Source organism: Halomonas citrativorans (assembly GCF_900163645.1).
Classification (GTDB): Bacteria; Pseudomonadota; Gammaproteobacteria; order Pseudomonadales; family Halomonadaceae; genus Vreelandella; species Vreelandella citrativorans.
Genome location: NZ_FUKM01000048.1, coordinates 129,753 through 145,271, shown reverse-complemented (window position 1 = coordinate 145,271; position 15,519 = coordinate 129,753). Strand labels below are relative to the sequence as shown.

Sequence of the window (15,519 nt, the reverse complement as noted above, 5' to 3'; positions counted from 1 at the left end):
GGCTATATGGCACAGGCATTTGATGCATCCTCGCAGCAGGCACTGTTAACCGCGCGTGCAGAAGAGGCGTTGGCCTTGGCCAAGCGCTTGGGTGCCGATGCGGCGGAAGTGGGCGCAAGCGTTGACCAGGGCGTTGGCGTTAGCGTGCGCTTGGGCGATGTGGAAACGGTTGAGCTTTCACGGGATCAAGGCATTGCCGTCACGCTTTACGTCGGCAAGCGCAAAGGAAGTGCATCGTCCAGTGACGCCAGCAGTGCCTCGATTCAAGCAACGGTTGAGAAAGCATTAGCCATTGCTCGTTATACCGGTGAAGACCCGGTGGCTGGCTTGGCGGATGCCGATCAGATGGCGACCGAATTGCCGGACCTTAAGGTTCATTACCCGTGGGCGCTGACAACTGAGCAAGCAATCGACCTTGCTCTTGCTTGTGAACAGGCGGGTCGCGACGTTGAGGGTATTAGCCAGTCCGAAGGTGCGTCTCTTTCAAGCGGTGAGGGCGTACGGGTTTATGCTAACAGCCATGGCTTTTTAGGTACCCAAAAAGGCAGTAGTCACTCCCTTTCATGCATGCTCATTGCTCAGGATGAAGGCGGTATGCAGCGGGACTACGACTATACCTCTGCGCGTAATCCTCAGCATTTGCGCGACCCGGGTGAAGTAGGGCGCGAGGCCGCGGCCCGTACGCTGCGCCGGTTAGGTGCCAAACGGCCGCCAACCGGCACCTTTCCCATTCTGTTTGATCCTTCGCTGTCTAGTGGTCTGGTTGGGCATTTATTGGGCGCATTGGCGGGTGGCGCGCTGTATCGCCAATCCTCTTTCCTGTGTGACCGTTTGGGCACGCCGTTATTTCCCGAGTGGTTTAGTCTGGAAGAGCGCCCTATGGAAATAGGAGCTACCGCGAGTACGCCGTTTGATGGAGAAGGTGTGCAAACGCGTAATAACCGCTTTATCGAACAGGGGCGTATCGCAAGCTATATGCTTTCGTCCTACAGTGCCCGTCGCTTGGGCATGCAAACGACGGGGAATGCTGGCGGTGCCCGCAACGTGCGTTTAGATGCACCCTTACAGACGCGTGATGCGCTGCTTAAAACGATGGGTCGAGGTATTTGGGTCACCGAACTAATGGGCCAAGGCGTGAACGGTGTCACCGGGGATTACTCCCGTGGTGCGGCGGGCTTCTGGGTCGAGAATGGAGAAATCCAGTATCCGGTTGAAGAATTTACCATCGCTGGAAATCTTGAACGTATGTTCTCAGGTCTTGTCGGTATCGGAAGTGATATCGATACGCGCGGCAGTATTCATACGGGCAGCTGGTTAGTGGATGCGATGACTGTCGCCGGTAGCTAAAAAAGCCGTACTACTGATCTTCGTCAAAGCGGGCGTCGAACAGCGCTTGGATTGCATCAAGCGCTTGTTCGGCATCCTCTCCTTCTGCACAAATCCGCAGTTGGGTGCCGCAGGGGGCGGCCAGCATCAATAGCGACATGATGTTGGCTGCATCAGCCATTTGCTGCTGTTTATACACCTGTATGCAGGCGGAGTAGTGCTGGCTGCACTTAACCAGCTTTGTGGCGGCGCGGGCATGTAGGCCACGCTGATTGGTAAGCGTTAAGGTTCTCTCTGGCACCCTGGTTCCTTTTCTCCGAGTGGTGTCATTAGGTGGCGTAAGCGTCTACGTAGGGCTGGGCGTCTGCTCGGAAAATGGAGAAGCCGTCGGTGGCTCTGCCCGGGTTCCTCGTAGCGTGTATTGCAGTTCCAATTCTCGGTGACGCAACTGGACTTCGCCGATTAGAGGTGCCAACTTTTGCGCCAGCTGTTCGGCAATATACACAGAGCGGTGTTGCCCGCCGGTACAGCCAATAGCTACCGTCATATAGCTGCGCTGACTATTTTGGTAAGCAGGCAGCCAGCGCTCAAGCATTGCCTGAATATCATGGCTCATCTCTTCGACAATCGGGTAGCCGCGCAGAAACGCAATAATCGTGGCATCACGTCCTGTGTATTGGCGCAGCGTTGGGTCCCAATAAGGGTTGGGCAGGCAGCGTACATCAAAGACTAAATCTGCATCCATGGGCACGCCACGTTTGTAGCCGAATGACTCAAAGGTGAGTGTTAGCTGGTCCTTGCGCTGGTGGGCTACCTGGTCTGAAATGCGCCGACGTAGGTCATGGACCGATAAGCGTGATGTATCAATCCGCAGGTCGGCCAAGTCACGTATTTCGTTGAGCGTCTCTTCCTCTTTCTCTATCGCCTCTTCAAGCGTCATATCACTGTTGCGCGTTAACGGATGACGTCGCCGTGTGGCGGAATAGCGCTCCAGTAAAATACGCGAATCGGTGGTTAGATAGATAACCTGACAATCTATAGGCCGCGCGCGCAGCTCTTCAAGCAGTGCGGGAAGGCGCTCAAGCGCCGCTGGCAGGTTGCGGGCATCAATACTGACCGCTAGATGTGTGCGCTCACCCTCGTCACGGAGTTCGTCAATCAAAGAACCAAGCAACATGGCGGGGAGATTATCAATGGCGTAATAGCCAATATCTTCCAGCGCTTGCAAAGCGATTGACTTGCCAGAGCCAGAGCGGCCGCTAATAATCACCAGTTGCATAGTGGCTCTCTCTGATTGAACGTATAAAAGGGGTAACGCATGAAAATGTGTTAGTCGTTATGGGTGTTATGGCGCGGCCTGTTCGCGAATCTTGCTCATCAGCAGGTCAAGTAAATCGCGCTGGCTGCTGGTTTTGCGTAACGCCTGGCGTGTGCTCGCATCATTCATAATGGTGGCCACTTGGCCCAAAAGCGACAAATGCGTGTCGTCAGCCTCTTCGGGAACAAGCAGCACAAAGACGAGGTCGACCGGGTCGCCATCAATAGCATCAAAATCAATAGGTTCTGATAATTTTAAAAAACCCGCAATAGGCGTAACGCAATGTGGGCTGCGCGCATGGGGTATGGCGACGCCGTTACCGATCCCCGTGCTGCCAAGACGTTCCCGGCCGATCAGTCGGCTGAAAACTTCCTGACTATCCAGGCTGGGTGTATTTTGAGCGATAAAGGTGCTGAAAAACTCCAACACCCGCTTTTTGCTGCCCCCGGGCACGTCGTAAAGTACGCGCTCCGGGGGGAGAATGGTTTCCAACGTCATTGAATTAACGCACGCCAGCGCCTTGGGCGCGAGCTTGTGCTTTTTCCTTGTGCTTAACGAGTTGACGATCAATTTTGTCTGCTAAGGCGTCAATAGCGGCATACATGTCGACATCTTCGGCGTCGGCATGTAAATCGGCGCCTGCCGCATGAAGGGTGCACGCGGCATGTTGGCGCTCCTTCTCAATAGATAAGGTAACTTGTACCGTGGTGATGTTGTCGTAATGACGTTCGACGCGTTCAAGTTTTTCATTAACGTAGTCACGCAAGGCGTCAGTCAGTTCTACATGATGACCCGTGATGTTTACTTGCATTGACGTGCTCCTTATCCATCGGTCTGAATTTCGATTGTAACCCTTTTTGCTGTGTTGCAAAGCCCTTGTCGCGAGTTTTGCCATTTCTCTTGTAACGACTAACGCAAACGACGACGTTCACTTGATGAGGGAATGCCCAGCGACTCACGATATTTCGCCACCGTACGGCGTGCCACTGTGATGCCGCCATCTTCCAGTAATGTCACTAAACGACTGTCCGAAAGAGGTTTGCCGGGAGGCTCACCTTGAATCAACTTTTTAAGCCGGGCGCGAATCGCGGTGCTTGAGTGGCTGTCTCCGCCATCCTGCCCGCTAATTTGGCTTGAGAAAAAGTATTTAAGTTCGAATACGCCCCGTGGGGTATGGATATATTTTTGTGTGGTGACCCGAGAAATGGTTGATTCGTGCATCTCAACCGCCTCGGCAATATCGGCAAGAATCAAAGGCTTCATCGCTTCTTCGCCGTGCTCTAAAAAGCCGATTTGGCGAGTGATAATCTCGCGTCCTACGCGTAGAAGCGTATCGTTGCGGCTGGACAGACTTTTGATTAACCAGCGCGCTTCTTGTAAGTGTTCTTTTAAAAACTGGTTATCCTGACTCTTGTCTGCACGCTTGATTAAGCTGGCGTAGTCGGGCTGGATACGTAGCCGGGGCAGGGCTTCAGGGTTAAGCTCCAGGTGCCAGCCTTCATTATCATGACGTACAACCAAGTCGGGTGTGATGTAGCTATCGTCGGTGACGCCATAAGCACTGCCGGGGCGAGGGTCCAGGCTTCGGATCAGACCGATCACATCGTCTAGCTGCTCATCGTCCAGGCTTAGGCGGCGCTTTAATAGGCGCATGTCATTTTTGCCGAGAGCTTCAAGAAACTGGCGTACCAATCGGCGCGCCGGAACGAGCAGGGGAGTGTCGTCGGGGAGCGTTGCTAACTGAAGCATCAAGCACTCGCGCAAGTCTCGGGCGAAGACGCCCGTTGGCTCGAACTGCTGTAAACGCATCAGAATGGTTTCCATCTCTCGCTGGCTAAGGCCTTCGATATCCTGGGCACGTAGCCCATCGCGGATATCGTTGAGCGGCTGCATCAGGTAGCCATTGGCATCTAGCGCATCAATCAGGCTTTCGGCGATTAGCTGCTCACGAGCCGTAAAGTCGGTCATCGCCAGTTGCCAAAGGAGATGTCCATGCAGGCTTTGTCCGGCGGCCTGGCGCTCAAAATCGGGGCCTTCGCTACTGCCAGTGCTGCCCATGTCCTGGTAAGTATCCGACCAGTCGCTATCGACAGACAGTTCCTCGGGGATACTTTCTGACCACTCCTCGTCGGGTGTTTCGACGGCCGCCTGCTCGCCGAACTCATCTTCCTGCTCCAGCATTGGATTGGCATCCAGCGCCTGCTGAATTTCCTGACGTAGATCCAATGTCGATAGCTGTAGCAGTGCAATCGCTTGCTGCAGCTGAGGTGTCATGGTCAGCTGCGTACCGATACGCAATTGGAGAGAAGCTTTCATGACCATCTGAGAACCACTCGTTAATCGGAAAGCTTCACCCTAGTGCGAGTCATGTTGTTGTGCAAGTGCAATAAGCATGCCACTGATAAATTTTTTACTGCAGATCACTGTTTAGCGGTGAAATTAAACTTATAAGCGAAAATCAGCACCCAGGTAAACCTCCCTCACTTTTTGGTTATCAAGGATAGTCTGAGGGCTGCCACCGGCAATGATATGGCCGTCACCGACAATATAGGCGATATCGCAAATATCCAGTGTTTCTCGGACGTTATGGTCGGTAATTAGCACGCCAATGTGGCGCTGTTTTAAAGCACGAATAATGCTCTTGATTTCACCAACCGAGATGGGATCGACACCTGCAAATGGCTCATCCAGCAAGATAAACGCGGGCTCAGTGGCCAAGGAACGGGCAATTTCGACGCGTCGCCGCTCGCCGCCGGAAAGGCTCATGCCCAAGCTGTCACGGATGTGGGTAATATGAAAGTCGTCAAGTAGGGCCTCAAGCCGCTGCTCTCGTCCTGCCCTGTCCAGATCTTTGCGGGTTTCCAGAATCGCCATAATGTTATCCGCAACCGATAGTTTACGGAAAATAGACGCTTCCTGGGGTAGATAGCCAATGCCGGCCATCGCGCGTTCGTGCATGGGGACGCGGGTTAAGTCTTGCTCGTCGATACGCACCGTACCCGCATCAGACTTCACCAGGCCCACAATCATATAAAACGACGTGGTTTTACCTGCGCCGTTAGGGCCGAGCAGGCCTACCACGCTGCCTTGAGCAATCTCCAGGCTAATGTCTTTAACCACGCGGCGGCGTTTATAACTTTTTGCCAAGTGATTGGCGTAAAGGGTTTTTATGGGCGGTGCTTCCGCAATAGACATGATTGACTCCTATTGCGCTGGCTGAAGCGTCATACGAATACGCTGCGGCTCGCTACCACTTACATCGGAGCGTGCCTGCACCACTTCGCGGTCAATGAAGTATTCCAGGCGGCCACCGGTAAACTGATCGCCCGCTTGGGTCAGCTCGGCCTGGTCAATAAGCTCTACACGCCGCTCTGCTACGTGATAAACCACACGGCGCGCCCATCCTTCCATCGGCTCATCCTGATCATCGAGTTGATTGCGTAGATAGGCGCGCTCACCGGTGGCAATAGCGCGAGAAAGCTCACCCGCGTCGTTACGGATAATTTCAACGCGATCACCACGTAGCTGCATGTTGCCTTGGCGAATATTGACATCGCCTGAATAAACGGCAGTGCCCGCACGCTGATCAAGGTCTAACTGGTCGGCTTCTACTTCAATAGGGGCTTGGCTTGTCTGGGCCGCTGCCGATAGCGGCACCGCAAGGGCGAAAAGCGCGGTGCGAATAAAAGCGTTCATAGCGACTCCTAAGGATTTTGTGTTGCGGGGGGGTGATGACCGCGAACGTTATCGGTTAATCGGACCTGGCTATCATCAAGCCAAACATCCATACGTGATGCGCTCATTCGTTGGGGTGGCTGCTGAAACACGGCGGGCGCCTCGCTCCAGACATGACGCGCTACCCCATCATAACGTAATAACTCAGTATCAAGCTGCCAGCCTTCTGTAGGTGCCAGAAGCCGCGCATCACCAGACAGCGTTAGCGCTTGGGTGGCCGTGTTCAGAACACCTTCGTTGGCGTTAGCGAGCCACTCTCGGTTGTCACTATCAAACAGCGTTGCTTCGGGCTGAGTGACTTCGACCAAGGTACTTTGTGGTATGTAAATCAATAAAGGCGCGGCTAGCGACTGCTGGATATGCCCTGTCTCACCAAAAAGAGTGATTTCGGCATTTTCCAGCACGTGGCCAGGCTCTTCAGCCTGCGCTTCTTCGTCAACGGGCCGGTCTTCCGGGCCGCGTGGGTCCAGCCATACCAGTAGCCCCCCTAAAGCGATCACCAGAGCCGCTAGTCCGATGCGTTTCTTGGCGCTTTGAAACATTACACGCGACCATGCAAATACGTGTCGAGAACCGTACTCCAGTGACCCTGGGCTTCAAGCAATGTATCGCAAATTTCACGTACGGCGCCGTGGCCACCCAAGCGGTCGGTAATCCAGTCGGCATGGGTATGCATGTAATCTGGTGCGTTGGGTACCGTAATGCCAACGCCTGCGCGTTTGATAGGCGCAAGATCAGGCAAGTCATCGCCGCAGTAAGCCACTTGGCTTAGGTTCAGGTTGAGGCGCTCGCACAGCGCTTTCAAGGTCGTGAGCTTATCTTCGCAGCCCTGATGGACAAGGTTAATTCCCAGCGCCGCAGCACGCTGGCTCACCATGGGGGAGTCGCGGCCTGTAATTAACGCCACATGAATGCCTGCACGTTTAAGCAGCTTTAAGCCATGGCCGTCTTGTGTATGGAAGGCTTTGATCTCGATACCGTCGGTCTGAAAGTAAAGCCGTCCATCGGTGAGCACGCCGTCAACATCGAGGGCAAGTAGTCGCACACGGCGAAGCGGGTCAAGTAGCGCAGTGGGGAGGGCCATAGAGACTCCTTGTCAGTAAACTGTTTGGTAAAATGGTTAGATAACGCCGCTGGCAAGCAAGTCATGCATATGGAGCGCCCCGATGGGCCGCTGTTCGTCATCGACGACTGCTAGCGCAGTAATACGGCTATCTTCCATGATGCGCACCGCTTCGGCAGCCAGTAGGTCGGGGCCAATGCGTTTGCCGGGTCGGGTCATTACATCGTCCACGGTTACTTCACGCAGATCATGAAACTGGTCGAGGGTGCGGCGTAAATCGCCATCGGTATAAACACCTGCAAGTCGTCCTTCGCTGTCGACAACACAGGTAAATCCCAACCCTTGGCGGGTAATCTCCAAGAGCGCATCACGCAGCGGGCTGCCTAGTGCTATCTGCGGCAAGCGTGTGCCGCTATGCATAAGGTCCTTAACGCGCAATAGAAGTCGTTTTCCCAAGCTGCCACCGGGATGCGATAAGGCAAAGTCATCAGCGGTAAATCCGCGTGCTTCTAGCAGTGCAACGGCAAGCGCGTCGCCCAAGGCAAGAGCGGCCGTCGTGGAGCTTGTGGGGGCCAGGTCCAGCGGGCACGCTTCGCGCTCAACACCGCTGTCCAAGTGAGCGTCCGCATGTTTGGCAAGCGTTGAGCCAGGGCGGCCCGTCATGCTAATCAGCGGTGTGCCTAGCCGTTTTAAGAGGGGCAGTAGCGCAGTCACTTCGGCGGTTTCGCCGGAGTTTGACAGCGCCAGGACCACGTCGTTGCGAGTAATCATCCCCAGGTCGCCGTGGCTAGCTTCACCAGGATGAACAAAAAAAGCAGGTGTGCCGGTACTGGCAAGCGTGGCGGCCAGCTTTCCTGCTATATGGCCAGACTTGCCCATTCCAGTAACGACGACCCGGCCCTGACACGCCAGCATCAATTCACATGCACGGTCGAAGCTTTCATCAAGCTTGCCTTGAAGGCCGCCAATGGCGGCTTGTTCTATTTGCAGCGTGCGTAGAGCGCTTTCACGCAACGGGCTAAAAGTGGATGAGGGCTGGGGCATGAACATCTCGTTTTAATAGGAGCATAGTGCAAACGTAGTGCGATTAACTGACAAGAATACCATTTAGCGAGCATCTATAAGCATAGCGCTTTAAAGGGTTTTTAGGGTGTGTTGGAACACACGCCTTGCCATAAGTGCCATTGAAACCAGGCTTGATGTTCGAGAATATTTAGAAAACGCTGTTTTTAAACGGTAGAATAATCCAGTCGATAAACGCACCCGCTACTATTAAGTAACAATGGGAGTCAACCAACCCATGACAGACGTTCCCTTCATCGAAATTGAAGACGTGCATTTTTCACGTGGGAGCCATGAGATCTTTCGTGGAATCAGCATGATTATCCCTCAGGGTAACGTCACCGCCATTATGGGGCCTAGCGGCACCGGCAAGACAACCTTGCTAAAACTCATTGGCGGTCAGTTAACGCCGGATCGTGGACGTATTATCGTGGATGGCCAGGATGTTCATCGGCTGTCGCGAAAAGCGTTGTTTGCATTGCGTAAGCGTATGGGCATGCTGTTTCAAAGCGGCGCTCTGTTTTCTGACTTGGATGTGTTTGAGAACGTCGCTTTTCCCTTGCGTGTCCATACCGACCTGCCCGATGCCATGATTCGAGATCTGGTATTGCTGAAGCTTCAGGCGGTAGGGCTGCGCGGCGCTCGTCATCTAACACCTGCAGAACTTTCGGGCGGTATGGCCAGGCGCGTGGCGCTGGCCCGGGCAATAGCGTTAGACCCCGAACTTATTTTGTATGATGAGCCTTTTGTCGGTCAGGATCCTATTTCCATGGGCGTACTGGTGCAGTTGATTAAACGGCTTAACCAGGCACTAGAGCTTACCTCGGTGGTGGTTTCTCACGATATTAAAGAGACGTTAAGCATCGCCGATTATCTCTACCTTCTCGCTGATGGTCAGGTCGTCGCTGAGGGAACGCCGCAAGCGCTAAATGCCAACCAGGACCCACGCGTTAGCCAGTTCGTTCATGGCGAGCCAGATGGCCCCGTGCCGTTCCACTATCCCGCCGAGACGCTGTATAGCGATATTCTTGGCCCCGTTACCGCGACAAGGGCAGGGTAATGCAGTCGAAATTTGAACAAGGCATCGGCTATATCGCCCGTTGGGGGCGTAAAGGGTGCGATGTAATGGAAGCGCTGGGCCGTGCCGGGCTATTTCTTGGCCAGTCAGCGGTCGGCGTTCCGTCTCGTGAAGGATGGAGCCTCTGGCTGCGTCAAATGCATTTTGTGGGCGTGCTCTCGCTGGCGATTGTGGTCGTGTCGGGACTTTTTATTGGCATGGTGCTGGCGCTGCAGGGCTACACTATCTTGGTCGACTTTGGCGCGGAGCAGGCATTAGGGCAAATGGTTGCGCTTTCCTTGCTGCGGGAATTGGCACCGGTTGTTGCTGCGTTGCTGTTCGCCGGGCGTGCAGGGTCGGCACTCACCGCAGAGATTGGCTTAATGAAAGCCACCGAGCAGCTAACCAGTATGGAAATGATAGGCGTAGATCCACTACGTAGAATTATTGCGCCTAGGCTCTGGGCCGGGTTCGTTTCGCTTCCCATTCTGACGGTTGGCTTTAGCGTCGTGGGTATTTGGGGTGGCTATCTGGTCGGTGTGGAGTGGCTTGGCGTTTTTGAAGGCTCTTACTGGAGCAACATGCAGGCCAGCGTATCGTTTATCGGCGATGTGGGTAACGGCATCATCAAGAGTCTTGTCTTTGCCGTCGTTGTTACCTGGATTGCGGTGTTTCAAGGCTATGACTTAATGCCGACGTCTGAAGGAATTTCGCGGGCCACAACGCGCACAGTCGTTTATTCATCGCTTGCAGTATTGGGGCTTGATTTTGTATTAACCGCCGTAATGTTCGGTGGCCTTTAATAGGTGGAGTGATTTCATGAAGCGCAGTAAAACGATGGAATTTGGCGTGGGTCTATTTATGCTGGCGGGGATCGTTGGGCTGATTTTTCTGGGCCTGCGCGTCAGTGGTTTAAGCCTTGCTACCTCTTCTGAAACGTTCCACCTTGACGCCAATTTCTCCAATATTGGCGGATTAAAGCCGCGCTCTAGAGTCACCATGGCGGGCGTGACCGTTGGGCGCGTGGAGTCGATTAATTTAGATACCGAATGGTTTGACGCTCGGGTCACGCTACGCCTGAATAATGACCTGGAAGGGCAGCTCTCCGAGGACACAACGGCCGCCATTTTAACCTCTGGCCTGTTGGGCGAGCAGTATATTGGCTTAAGTGTGGGTGGCGCCCCTGAAGTGCTTGAAGATGGCGATACCATTCGCGATACCCAGTCTGCGCTGGTGCTTGAAGAACTAATCCAGCAATTTGTATCCAATATGGCGAGTAATTAAACATTCTGTTAGTAGAGGTGAATATAATGCGAAACACGACACTGACGCCGATGCGCTGGCTTTTTGCTTTCATGATGTTGGTACTGGTCTTACCGCTTCAGGCGCACGCGCAAACCCAGTCGCCTGAAGCAATGGTTCGGGAAAACGTCAATGCTCTGATGGGTGAAATTGAGGGTAAGAGAGAGTATTACGCCAATCATATGGGTGAGCTTGAAACGCTGGTCGATAATAGTCTTGAAGGCGTGGCGGATTTTCGCTATATCGGTGCCAGCGTCATGGGAAGCTATTTCCGTAACGCGACCCCGGAGCAGCGCAGCCGCTTTGCAAACGTGTTTCGCCAGACCTTGATTGATACGTATGCGCGTGGCTTGGTAACGTTCGATTATCGTGAGCTACGGGTGTTGAATAACCAGCGCGGTCAGCGTTACGAAGACCAGGCAAGTGTCGATATGGAAGTGGTGGCCAATAACGGACAGGTATATCCGGTAAGCTACAGCCTGCGCCTATCCGATAACGAATGGCGCGTAGTGAACGTGATTGTTAACGGCATTAACCTGGGCCTGACGTTCCGTAACCAATTTGACCAGGCAATGCGCGAAAACAATCGTGACTATGATGCGGTTATCCGCGGTTGGGCACCCGAAATCGGTGTCGACGAGCTGGAGCAGGGAGGCGATGCGTGACACGTTTACTGTCACTGTCCCAGCTAAGCCTCGATTCTTCACAAAATACGTTGTGCGTTACGGGCGATGTTGGAATGGGCGCGGCGGCAGAGCTTGCCGCCGCGGGTAAAAAATGGCTCCAGGCGACAGAGCAACGTGAGGTTACGTTTGATTTTAATGGCGTCCATAAAGCCAGTAGTGCGGTTATAAGCGTGCTGTTTGAATGGATGCGTACCTGTCAGTCACGCAGCATTACCGTCAATGCGGTGACCCTTTCAGCGCCCCTTGAACGCCTGGCGCTTCTTTCAGAAATTGAATCACTTATCCATCCGCCAACCCACGCCCATTAGGGGTGGCACCCTTGGCATCGCCAAGCGTGTCGCTTTTCTTTATTATGTTGCCTTATTAGCACTATTCACATCGACCCGAAGGAGTTTCCTGTCTCATGCAACCCAATGAGGTAAAAGCACTGCTTGAATCCCGTATCGACGGATGTGACTTTCATATCCAGGGCGAAGGCTGTAATTTTCAGGTGATTGCGGTGGGTGACGCCTTTGAAGGTCTCTCTCCGGTCAAGCGCCAGCAGCTGGTTTACGCCGCGTTAAGTGATGAAATTGCCTCGGGCGCTTTACACGCCATCAGTATTAAAACGTTCACTCCGACGCAGTGGTCCACTGCGTCGGAAAACGCTCAATAACGGCGCCTGCATGGATAAGTTAATTATTACCGGCAATGGGTCGGTCGACGGTGAAGTCTGGGTAAGCGGTGCCAAAAACGCGGCACTACCTATTTTGTGCGCCACCCTTTTGGCCGATGGGCCAGTGGTTATCGGCAACCTGCCACATCTTCAGGACATTACCACTACGCTTGAGTTACTGGGCCGTATGGGCGTTGAGCCTGTCATGGGCGAACGACTCACTATTCAGTTGGATGGCTCTCAAGTCACGCATTGTCACGCTCCTTATGAGTTAGTGAAGAAAATGCGCGCCTCCATTCTGGTGCTAGGGCCCTTGCTTGCCCATTTCGGCGAGGCAGATGTGTCGCTGCCTGGCGGTTGTGCCATCGGTTCTCGCCCTGTTGATCTGCACATCCGTGGCTTGGAAGCCATGGGGGCGGACATTCGGGTTGAAGCCGGGTATATCCGTGCTCGCGTTGATGGTCGCTTGAAAGGCGCGACTATTTTCTTCGATACGGTCACGGTAACCGGCACTGAAAATCTGTTGATGGCAGCCACCCTTGCCGAGGGTAAAACTGTCCTTGAGAATGCGGCGCGTGAACCAGAGATTGTTGATCTGGCCGAATGCTTGATCAAAATGGGCGCCAATATTCGTGGCCACGGCACGGACACCATTGTGATTGAAGGTGTCGAGAAGCTGCATGGTTGTCACCACGATGTCATGCCCGACCGTATTGAGACCGGCACCTTCCTGGTGGCTGCCGCCATGACCGGTGGGCGGGTGAAAGTAAAGCGCACCCGTGCGGACATTTTGGAAGCTGTGCTTGCCAAGCTTGAAGAAGCGGGCGCCGAGATTACCAGTGGTGATGACTGGATCGCGCTGGATATGCACGGTAAAAGGCCCAAAGCCGTTAATATACGTACCGCGCCATACCCGGCATTCCCTACCGATATGCAGGCCCAGTTTGTGGCCATGAACGCCGTCGCCATTGGTCATTCGCGCGTAGTAGAAACGATCTTTGAAAACCGTTTTATGCACGTGCAAGAGCTCAATCGCATGGGGGCGGACATAGCCCTTGAAGGTAACACCGCATTAATAAACGGTGTTGAAAAACTTTCAGGCGCGCCTGTGATGGCCACCGACCTGCGTGCATCCGCGTCGCTGGTGATTGCCGCCATGATGGCGGAAGGCGAAACGCTGGTTGACCGTATCTACCATATTGATCGTGGCTACGAGTGTATCGAAGAGAAATTGCAGCTGCTGGGTGCACGTATTCGCCGTATTCCTGGCTAAGCCATGCTATTAACCATTGGCCATTATAATGAGTAAGCAACTAATTTTAGCCCTTTCCAAAGGGCGTATTTTGGATGAAACGCTGCCGTTACTCGCTGATGCCGGTATTACACCGGCAGAAGACCTGGGCAAAAGCCGTAAGCTGTTGTTTGATACCAACCTGCCTGATGTGAAGCTGGTGGTTATTCGTGCCACCGATGTGCCGACCTATGTACAGCTGGGCGCAGCTGATTTAGGTATCGCGGGTAAAGATGTTTTATTGGAGCATGGCGCTGAAGGCCTCTATGAGCCGCTGGACCTGGGTATTGCTCGCTGTAGGCTGATGACCGCCGGGGTGACGGGGGAGCAACCTGCACATGCGCGTCGGCGCGTAGCCACCAAGTTTGTGAATATCGCCAGGCGTTATTATGCCGAACAGGGTATTCAAGCCGAAGTCATCAAGCTTTATGGGGCAATGGAATTAGCGCCTTTAATGAATCTGGCCGATGAAATTGTTGATATTGTCGATACGGGCAATACGCTGCGTGCCAACGGTATGGAGCCACGTGAGTTAATTGCTCATATCAGTACGCGTCTGGTCGTAAATAAAGCTGCCATGACCATGAAGCATGAGCGCATCAAGCCGCTTTTGGCGCGCTTGGAGTGCGCCGTGAAAAAACGCCAAGCACAGCCTTCCACATAACGCGGGGTCTTTATGAGCACTATGTCTTCAGCGGTTGGCTCCACGCCCATGATCGCTCGGCTTTCAACGCTTGATGCCTCGTTCGATGACCGCCTTGATACGCTGTTGGATTGGGAGGGGGTCTCGGATGCGGCGGTAAAAGCACGGGTTGATGAGATTCTGGCGGATGTTAAAAAGCGCGGCGACGCAGCGGTTATTGAAGCGACCAATCGTTTTGATCGGCTTTCGGTTGAGCGCATGGACGAACTGCGTTTAAAACCCGAGCAGCTAAAGCACGCTTTCGAAAATTTGCCCGCAGCGCAGCGCGATGCGTTAGCCAGCGCTGCCGAGCGTATCCGGCTCTATCATGAGCGGCAAAAGCCAACCTCTTGGCAGTATGAAGAGGCTGATGGCACGGTGCTGGGGCAGCAGGTTACGGCGCTTGACCGCGCGGGTATTTATGTCCCGGGGGGCAAAGCGGCTTATCCTTCTTCTGTGTTGATGAACGCGATCCCTGCCCATGTGGCGGGCGTGCGCGAAATTGTGATGGTCGTTCCTACTCCTGACGGCGTGGTCAATGAGTTGGTATTGGCGGCGGCGCACCTGGCTGGGGTCGACGATGTCTTCACTATTGGTGGCGCTCAGGCTATCGCTGCTATGGCATATGGCACAGAAACCGTGCCAAGAGTGGACAAGATTGTTGGGCCCGGTAATATTTATGTCGCGACGGCTAAGCGGGCGGTATTCGGTCAGGTCGGTATCGACATGATTGCGGGGCCTTCCGAGATTTTAGTGGTCTCCGACGGGCAGACCGACCCCGACTGGCTGGCCATGGATTTGTTTTCTCAGGCGGAGCATGACGAAGATGCTCAGGCGATTCTGGTCAGTTGGGATCGTGAACACCTGGATGCGGTATCCGCCTCTATTGAGCGTTTGTTGCCCACGCTTGATCGCGAATCAATTGTGCGTGAATCGCTGAGTCGGCGGGGTGCATTGGTGCTTTGTCAGGGCAAGACTGAGGCTGTTGATATCATTAACCGTATCGCGCCCGAACATCTTGAGCTCTCCGTCGATGCACCGGACACCTGGCTTGCTGACGTGCGTCATGCCGGTGCGATTTTTATGGGGCGTTACACGGCGGAAGCGCTAGGGGATTACTGCGCAGGCCCGAATCATGTTCTACCCACGTCCGGTACGGCGCGCTTCTCATCTCCACTGGGGGTTTACGATTTCCAGAAGCGCTCCTCCATTATTCACTGCTCGCGTGAGGGGGCATCAGCATTGGGCGAGATCGCGTCGGTGTTGGCTCGCGGAGAGTCGCTGACCGCTCATGCGCGGTCAGCGGAGTATCGGATTAAGCCGTAATTAGCCTGCGGGCGAG

Annotated in this window: 20 protein-coding genes; 10 read left to right on the top strand and 10 right to left on the bottom strand. The window is 54.1% G+C overall.

Translation table 11 applies throughout. The features are described 5' to 3' along the window. Window positions 1-6 precede the first annotated feature (6 nt). Window positions 7-1,347, top strand: a complete 1,341-nt coding sequence (gene pmbA / locus CZ787_RS11890) for a metalloprotease PmbA (protein ID WP_087109441.1) — start codon at window positions 7-9, stop codon at window positions 1,345-1,347. Between the two features lie 10 nt (window positions 1,348-1,357). Here the strand turns inward: pmbA and CZ787_RS11885 are convergent, their stop codons facing one another. The 10 genes from CZ787_RS11885 to CZ787_RS11840 form a co-directional block, all read right to left on the bottom strand. Beyond that, on the bottom strand, window positions 1,358-1,627 hold the full coding sequence (locus tag CZ787_RS11885; protein ID WP_087109437.1) for an HPr family phosphocarrier protein: 270 nt from the start codon (window positions 1,625-1,627) through the stop codon (window positions 1,358-1,360). 45 nt (window positions 1,628-1,672) lie between these two features. Further along, a complete protein-coding gene (gene rapZ, locus CZ787_RS11880) occupies window positions 1,673-2,605 on the bottom strand; it encodes an RNase adapter RapZ (protein ID WP_087109435.1) in 933 nt (310 codons plus the stop codon). 66 nt (window positions 2,606-2,671) lie between these two features. Beyond that, entirely contained in the window at window positions 2,672-3,142 is a 471-nt protein-coding gene (locus CZ787_RS11875; RefSeq protein ID WP_087109434.1) for a PTS sugar transporter subunit IIA, read from the bottom strand. A gap of 4 nt (window positions 3,143-3,146) precedes the next feature. After that, the gene (hpf, locus tag CZ787_RS11870) at window positions 3,147-3,455 is read right to left on the bottom strand and encodes a ribosome hibernation-promoting factor, HPF/YfiA family (RefSeq protein WP_087109431.1); all 309 of its coding nucleotides are present in this window, start codon (window positions 3,453-3,455) and stop codon (window positions 3,147-3,149) included. 98 nt (window positions 3,456-3,553) lie between these two features. Beyond that, window positions 3,554-4,966, bottom strand: coding sequence for an RNA polymerase factor sigma-54 (locus CZ787_RS11865; RefSeq protein WP_087109429.1), 1,413 nt, complete (start codon window positions 4,964-4,966; stop codon window positions 3,554-3,556). A gap of 123 nt (window positions 4,967-5,089) precedes the next feature. Next, window positions 5,090-5,839, bottom strand: coding sequence for an LPS export ABC transporter ATP-binding protein (gene lptB, locus CZ787_RS11860; RefSeq protein ID WP_087109427.1), 750 nt, complete (start codon window positions 5,837-5,839; stop codon window positions 5,090-5,092). Between the two features lie 9 nt (window positions 5,840-5,848). Continuing rightward, on the bottom strand, window positions 5,849-6,340 hold the full coding sequence (lptA, locus tag CZ787_RS11855) for a lipopolysaccharide transport periplasmic protein LptA (RefSeq protein ID WP_087109425.1): 492 nt from the start codon (window positions 6,338-6,340) through the stop codon (window positions 5,849-5,851). Between the two features lie 8 nt (window positions 6,341-6,348). Next, window positions 6,349-6,921: an LPS export ABC transporter periplasmic protein LptC gene (gene lptC / locus CZ787_RS11850; RefSeq protein WP_087109423.1), complete on the bottom strand. Its 573-nt coding sequence runs from the start codon at window positions 6,919-6,921 to the stop codon at window positions 6,349-6,351. Further along, entirely contained in the window at window positions 6,921-7,463 is a 543-nt protein-coding gene (locus tag CZ787_RS11845; protein WP_087109422.1) for a KdsC family phosphatase, read from the bottom strand. Before CZ787_RS11845 ends, lptC begins: the two co-directional genes overlap by 1 nt. A 36-nt stretch (window positions 7,464-7,499) precedes the next feature. Then, the gene (locus CZ787_RS11840; RefSeq protein WP_087109420.1) at window positions 7,500-8,486 is read right to left on the bottom strand and encodes a KpsF/GutQ family sugar-phosphate isomerase; all 987 of its coding nucleotides are present in this window, start codon (window positions 8,484-8,486) and stop codon (window positions 7,500-7,502) included. 256 nt (window positions 8,487-8,742) lie between these two features. Between CZ787_RS11840 and CZ787_RS11835 the strand changes: the two genes are divergently transcribed. From CZ787_RS11835 to hisD, 9 genes are all read left to right on the top strand, one after another. Beyond that, the gene (locus tag CZ787_RS11835; protein WP_087109418.1) at window positions 8,743-9,564 is read left to right on the top strand and encodes an ABC transporter ATP-binding protein; all 822 of its coding nucleotides are present in this window, start codon (window positions 8,743-8,745) and stop codon (window positions 9,562-9,564) included. Then, a complete protein-coding gene (gene mlaE / locus CZ787_RS11830; protein WP_087109416.1) occupies window positions 9,564-10,364 on the top strand; it encodes a lipid asymmetry maintenance ABC transporter permease subunit MlaE in 801 nt (266 codons plus the stop codon). Before CZ787_RS11835 ends, mlaE begins: the two co-directional genes overlap by 1 nt. Window positions 10,365-10,380: 16 nt before the next feature. Beyond that, the gene (mlaD, locus tag CZ787_RS11825) at window positions 10,381-10,845 is read left to right on the top strand and encodes an outer membrane lipid asymmetry maintenance protein MlaD (protein WP_087109414.1); all 465 of its coding nucleotides are present in this window, start codon (window positions 10,381-10,383) and stop codon (window positions 10,843-10,845) included. A gap of 26 nt (window positions 10,846-10,871) precedes the next feature. Further along, a complete protein-coding gene (locus CZ787_RS11820; protein ID WP_087109412.1) occupies window positions 10,872-11,528 on the top strand; it encodes an MlaC/ttg2D family ABC transporter substrate-binding protein in 657 nt (218 codons plus the stop codon). Continuing rightward, window positions 11,525-11,857, top strand: coding sequence for an STAS domain-containing protein (locus tag CZ787_RS11815; RefSeq protein WP_087109410.1), 333 nt, complete (start codon window positions 11,525-11,527; stop codon window positions 11,855-11,857). Before CZ787_RS11820 ends, CZ787_RS11815 begins: the two co-directional genes overlap by 4 nt. A gap of 95 nt (window positions 11,858-11,952) precedes the next feature. Continuing rightward, entirely contained in the window at window positions 11,953-12,204 is a 252-nt protein-coding gene (locus CZ787_RS11810; protein ID WP_087109408.1) for a BolA family protein, read from the top strand. Window positions 12,205-12,214: 10 nt separating this feature from the next. Continuing rightward, complete coding sequence (gene murA / locus CZ787_RS11805; protein WP_087109406.1) at window positions 12,215-13,477, top strand: UDP-N-acetylglucosamine 1-carboxyvinyltransferase; 1,263 nt, start codon at window positions 12,215-12,217, stop codon at window positions 13,475-13,477. A 28-nt stretch (window positions 13,478-13,505) separates the two neighbouring features. Then, the gene (gene hisG / locus CZ787_RS11800) at window positions 13,506-14,159 is read left to right on the top strand and encodes an ATP phosphoribosyltransferase (protein ID WP_087109404.1); all 654 of its coding nucleotides are present in this window, start codon (window positions 13,506-13,508) and stop codon (window positions 14,157-14,159) included. 12 nt (window positions 14,160-14,171) lie between these two features. Continuing rightward, window positions 14,172-15,503: a histidinol dehydrogenase gene (gene hisD, locus CZ787_RS11795; RefSeq protein WP_176372215.1), complete on the top strand. Its 1,332-nt coding sequence runs from the start codon at window positions 14,172-14,174 to the stop codon at window positions 15,501-15,503. Window positions 15,504-15,519: the final 16 nt, after the last annotated feature.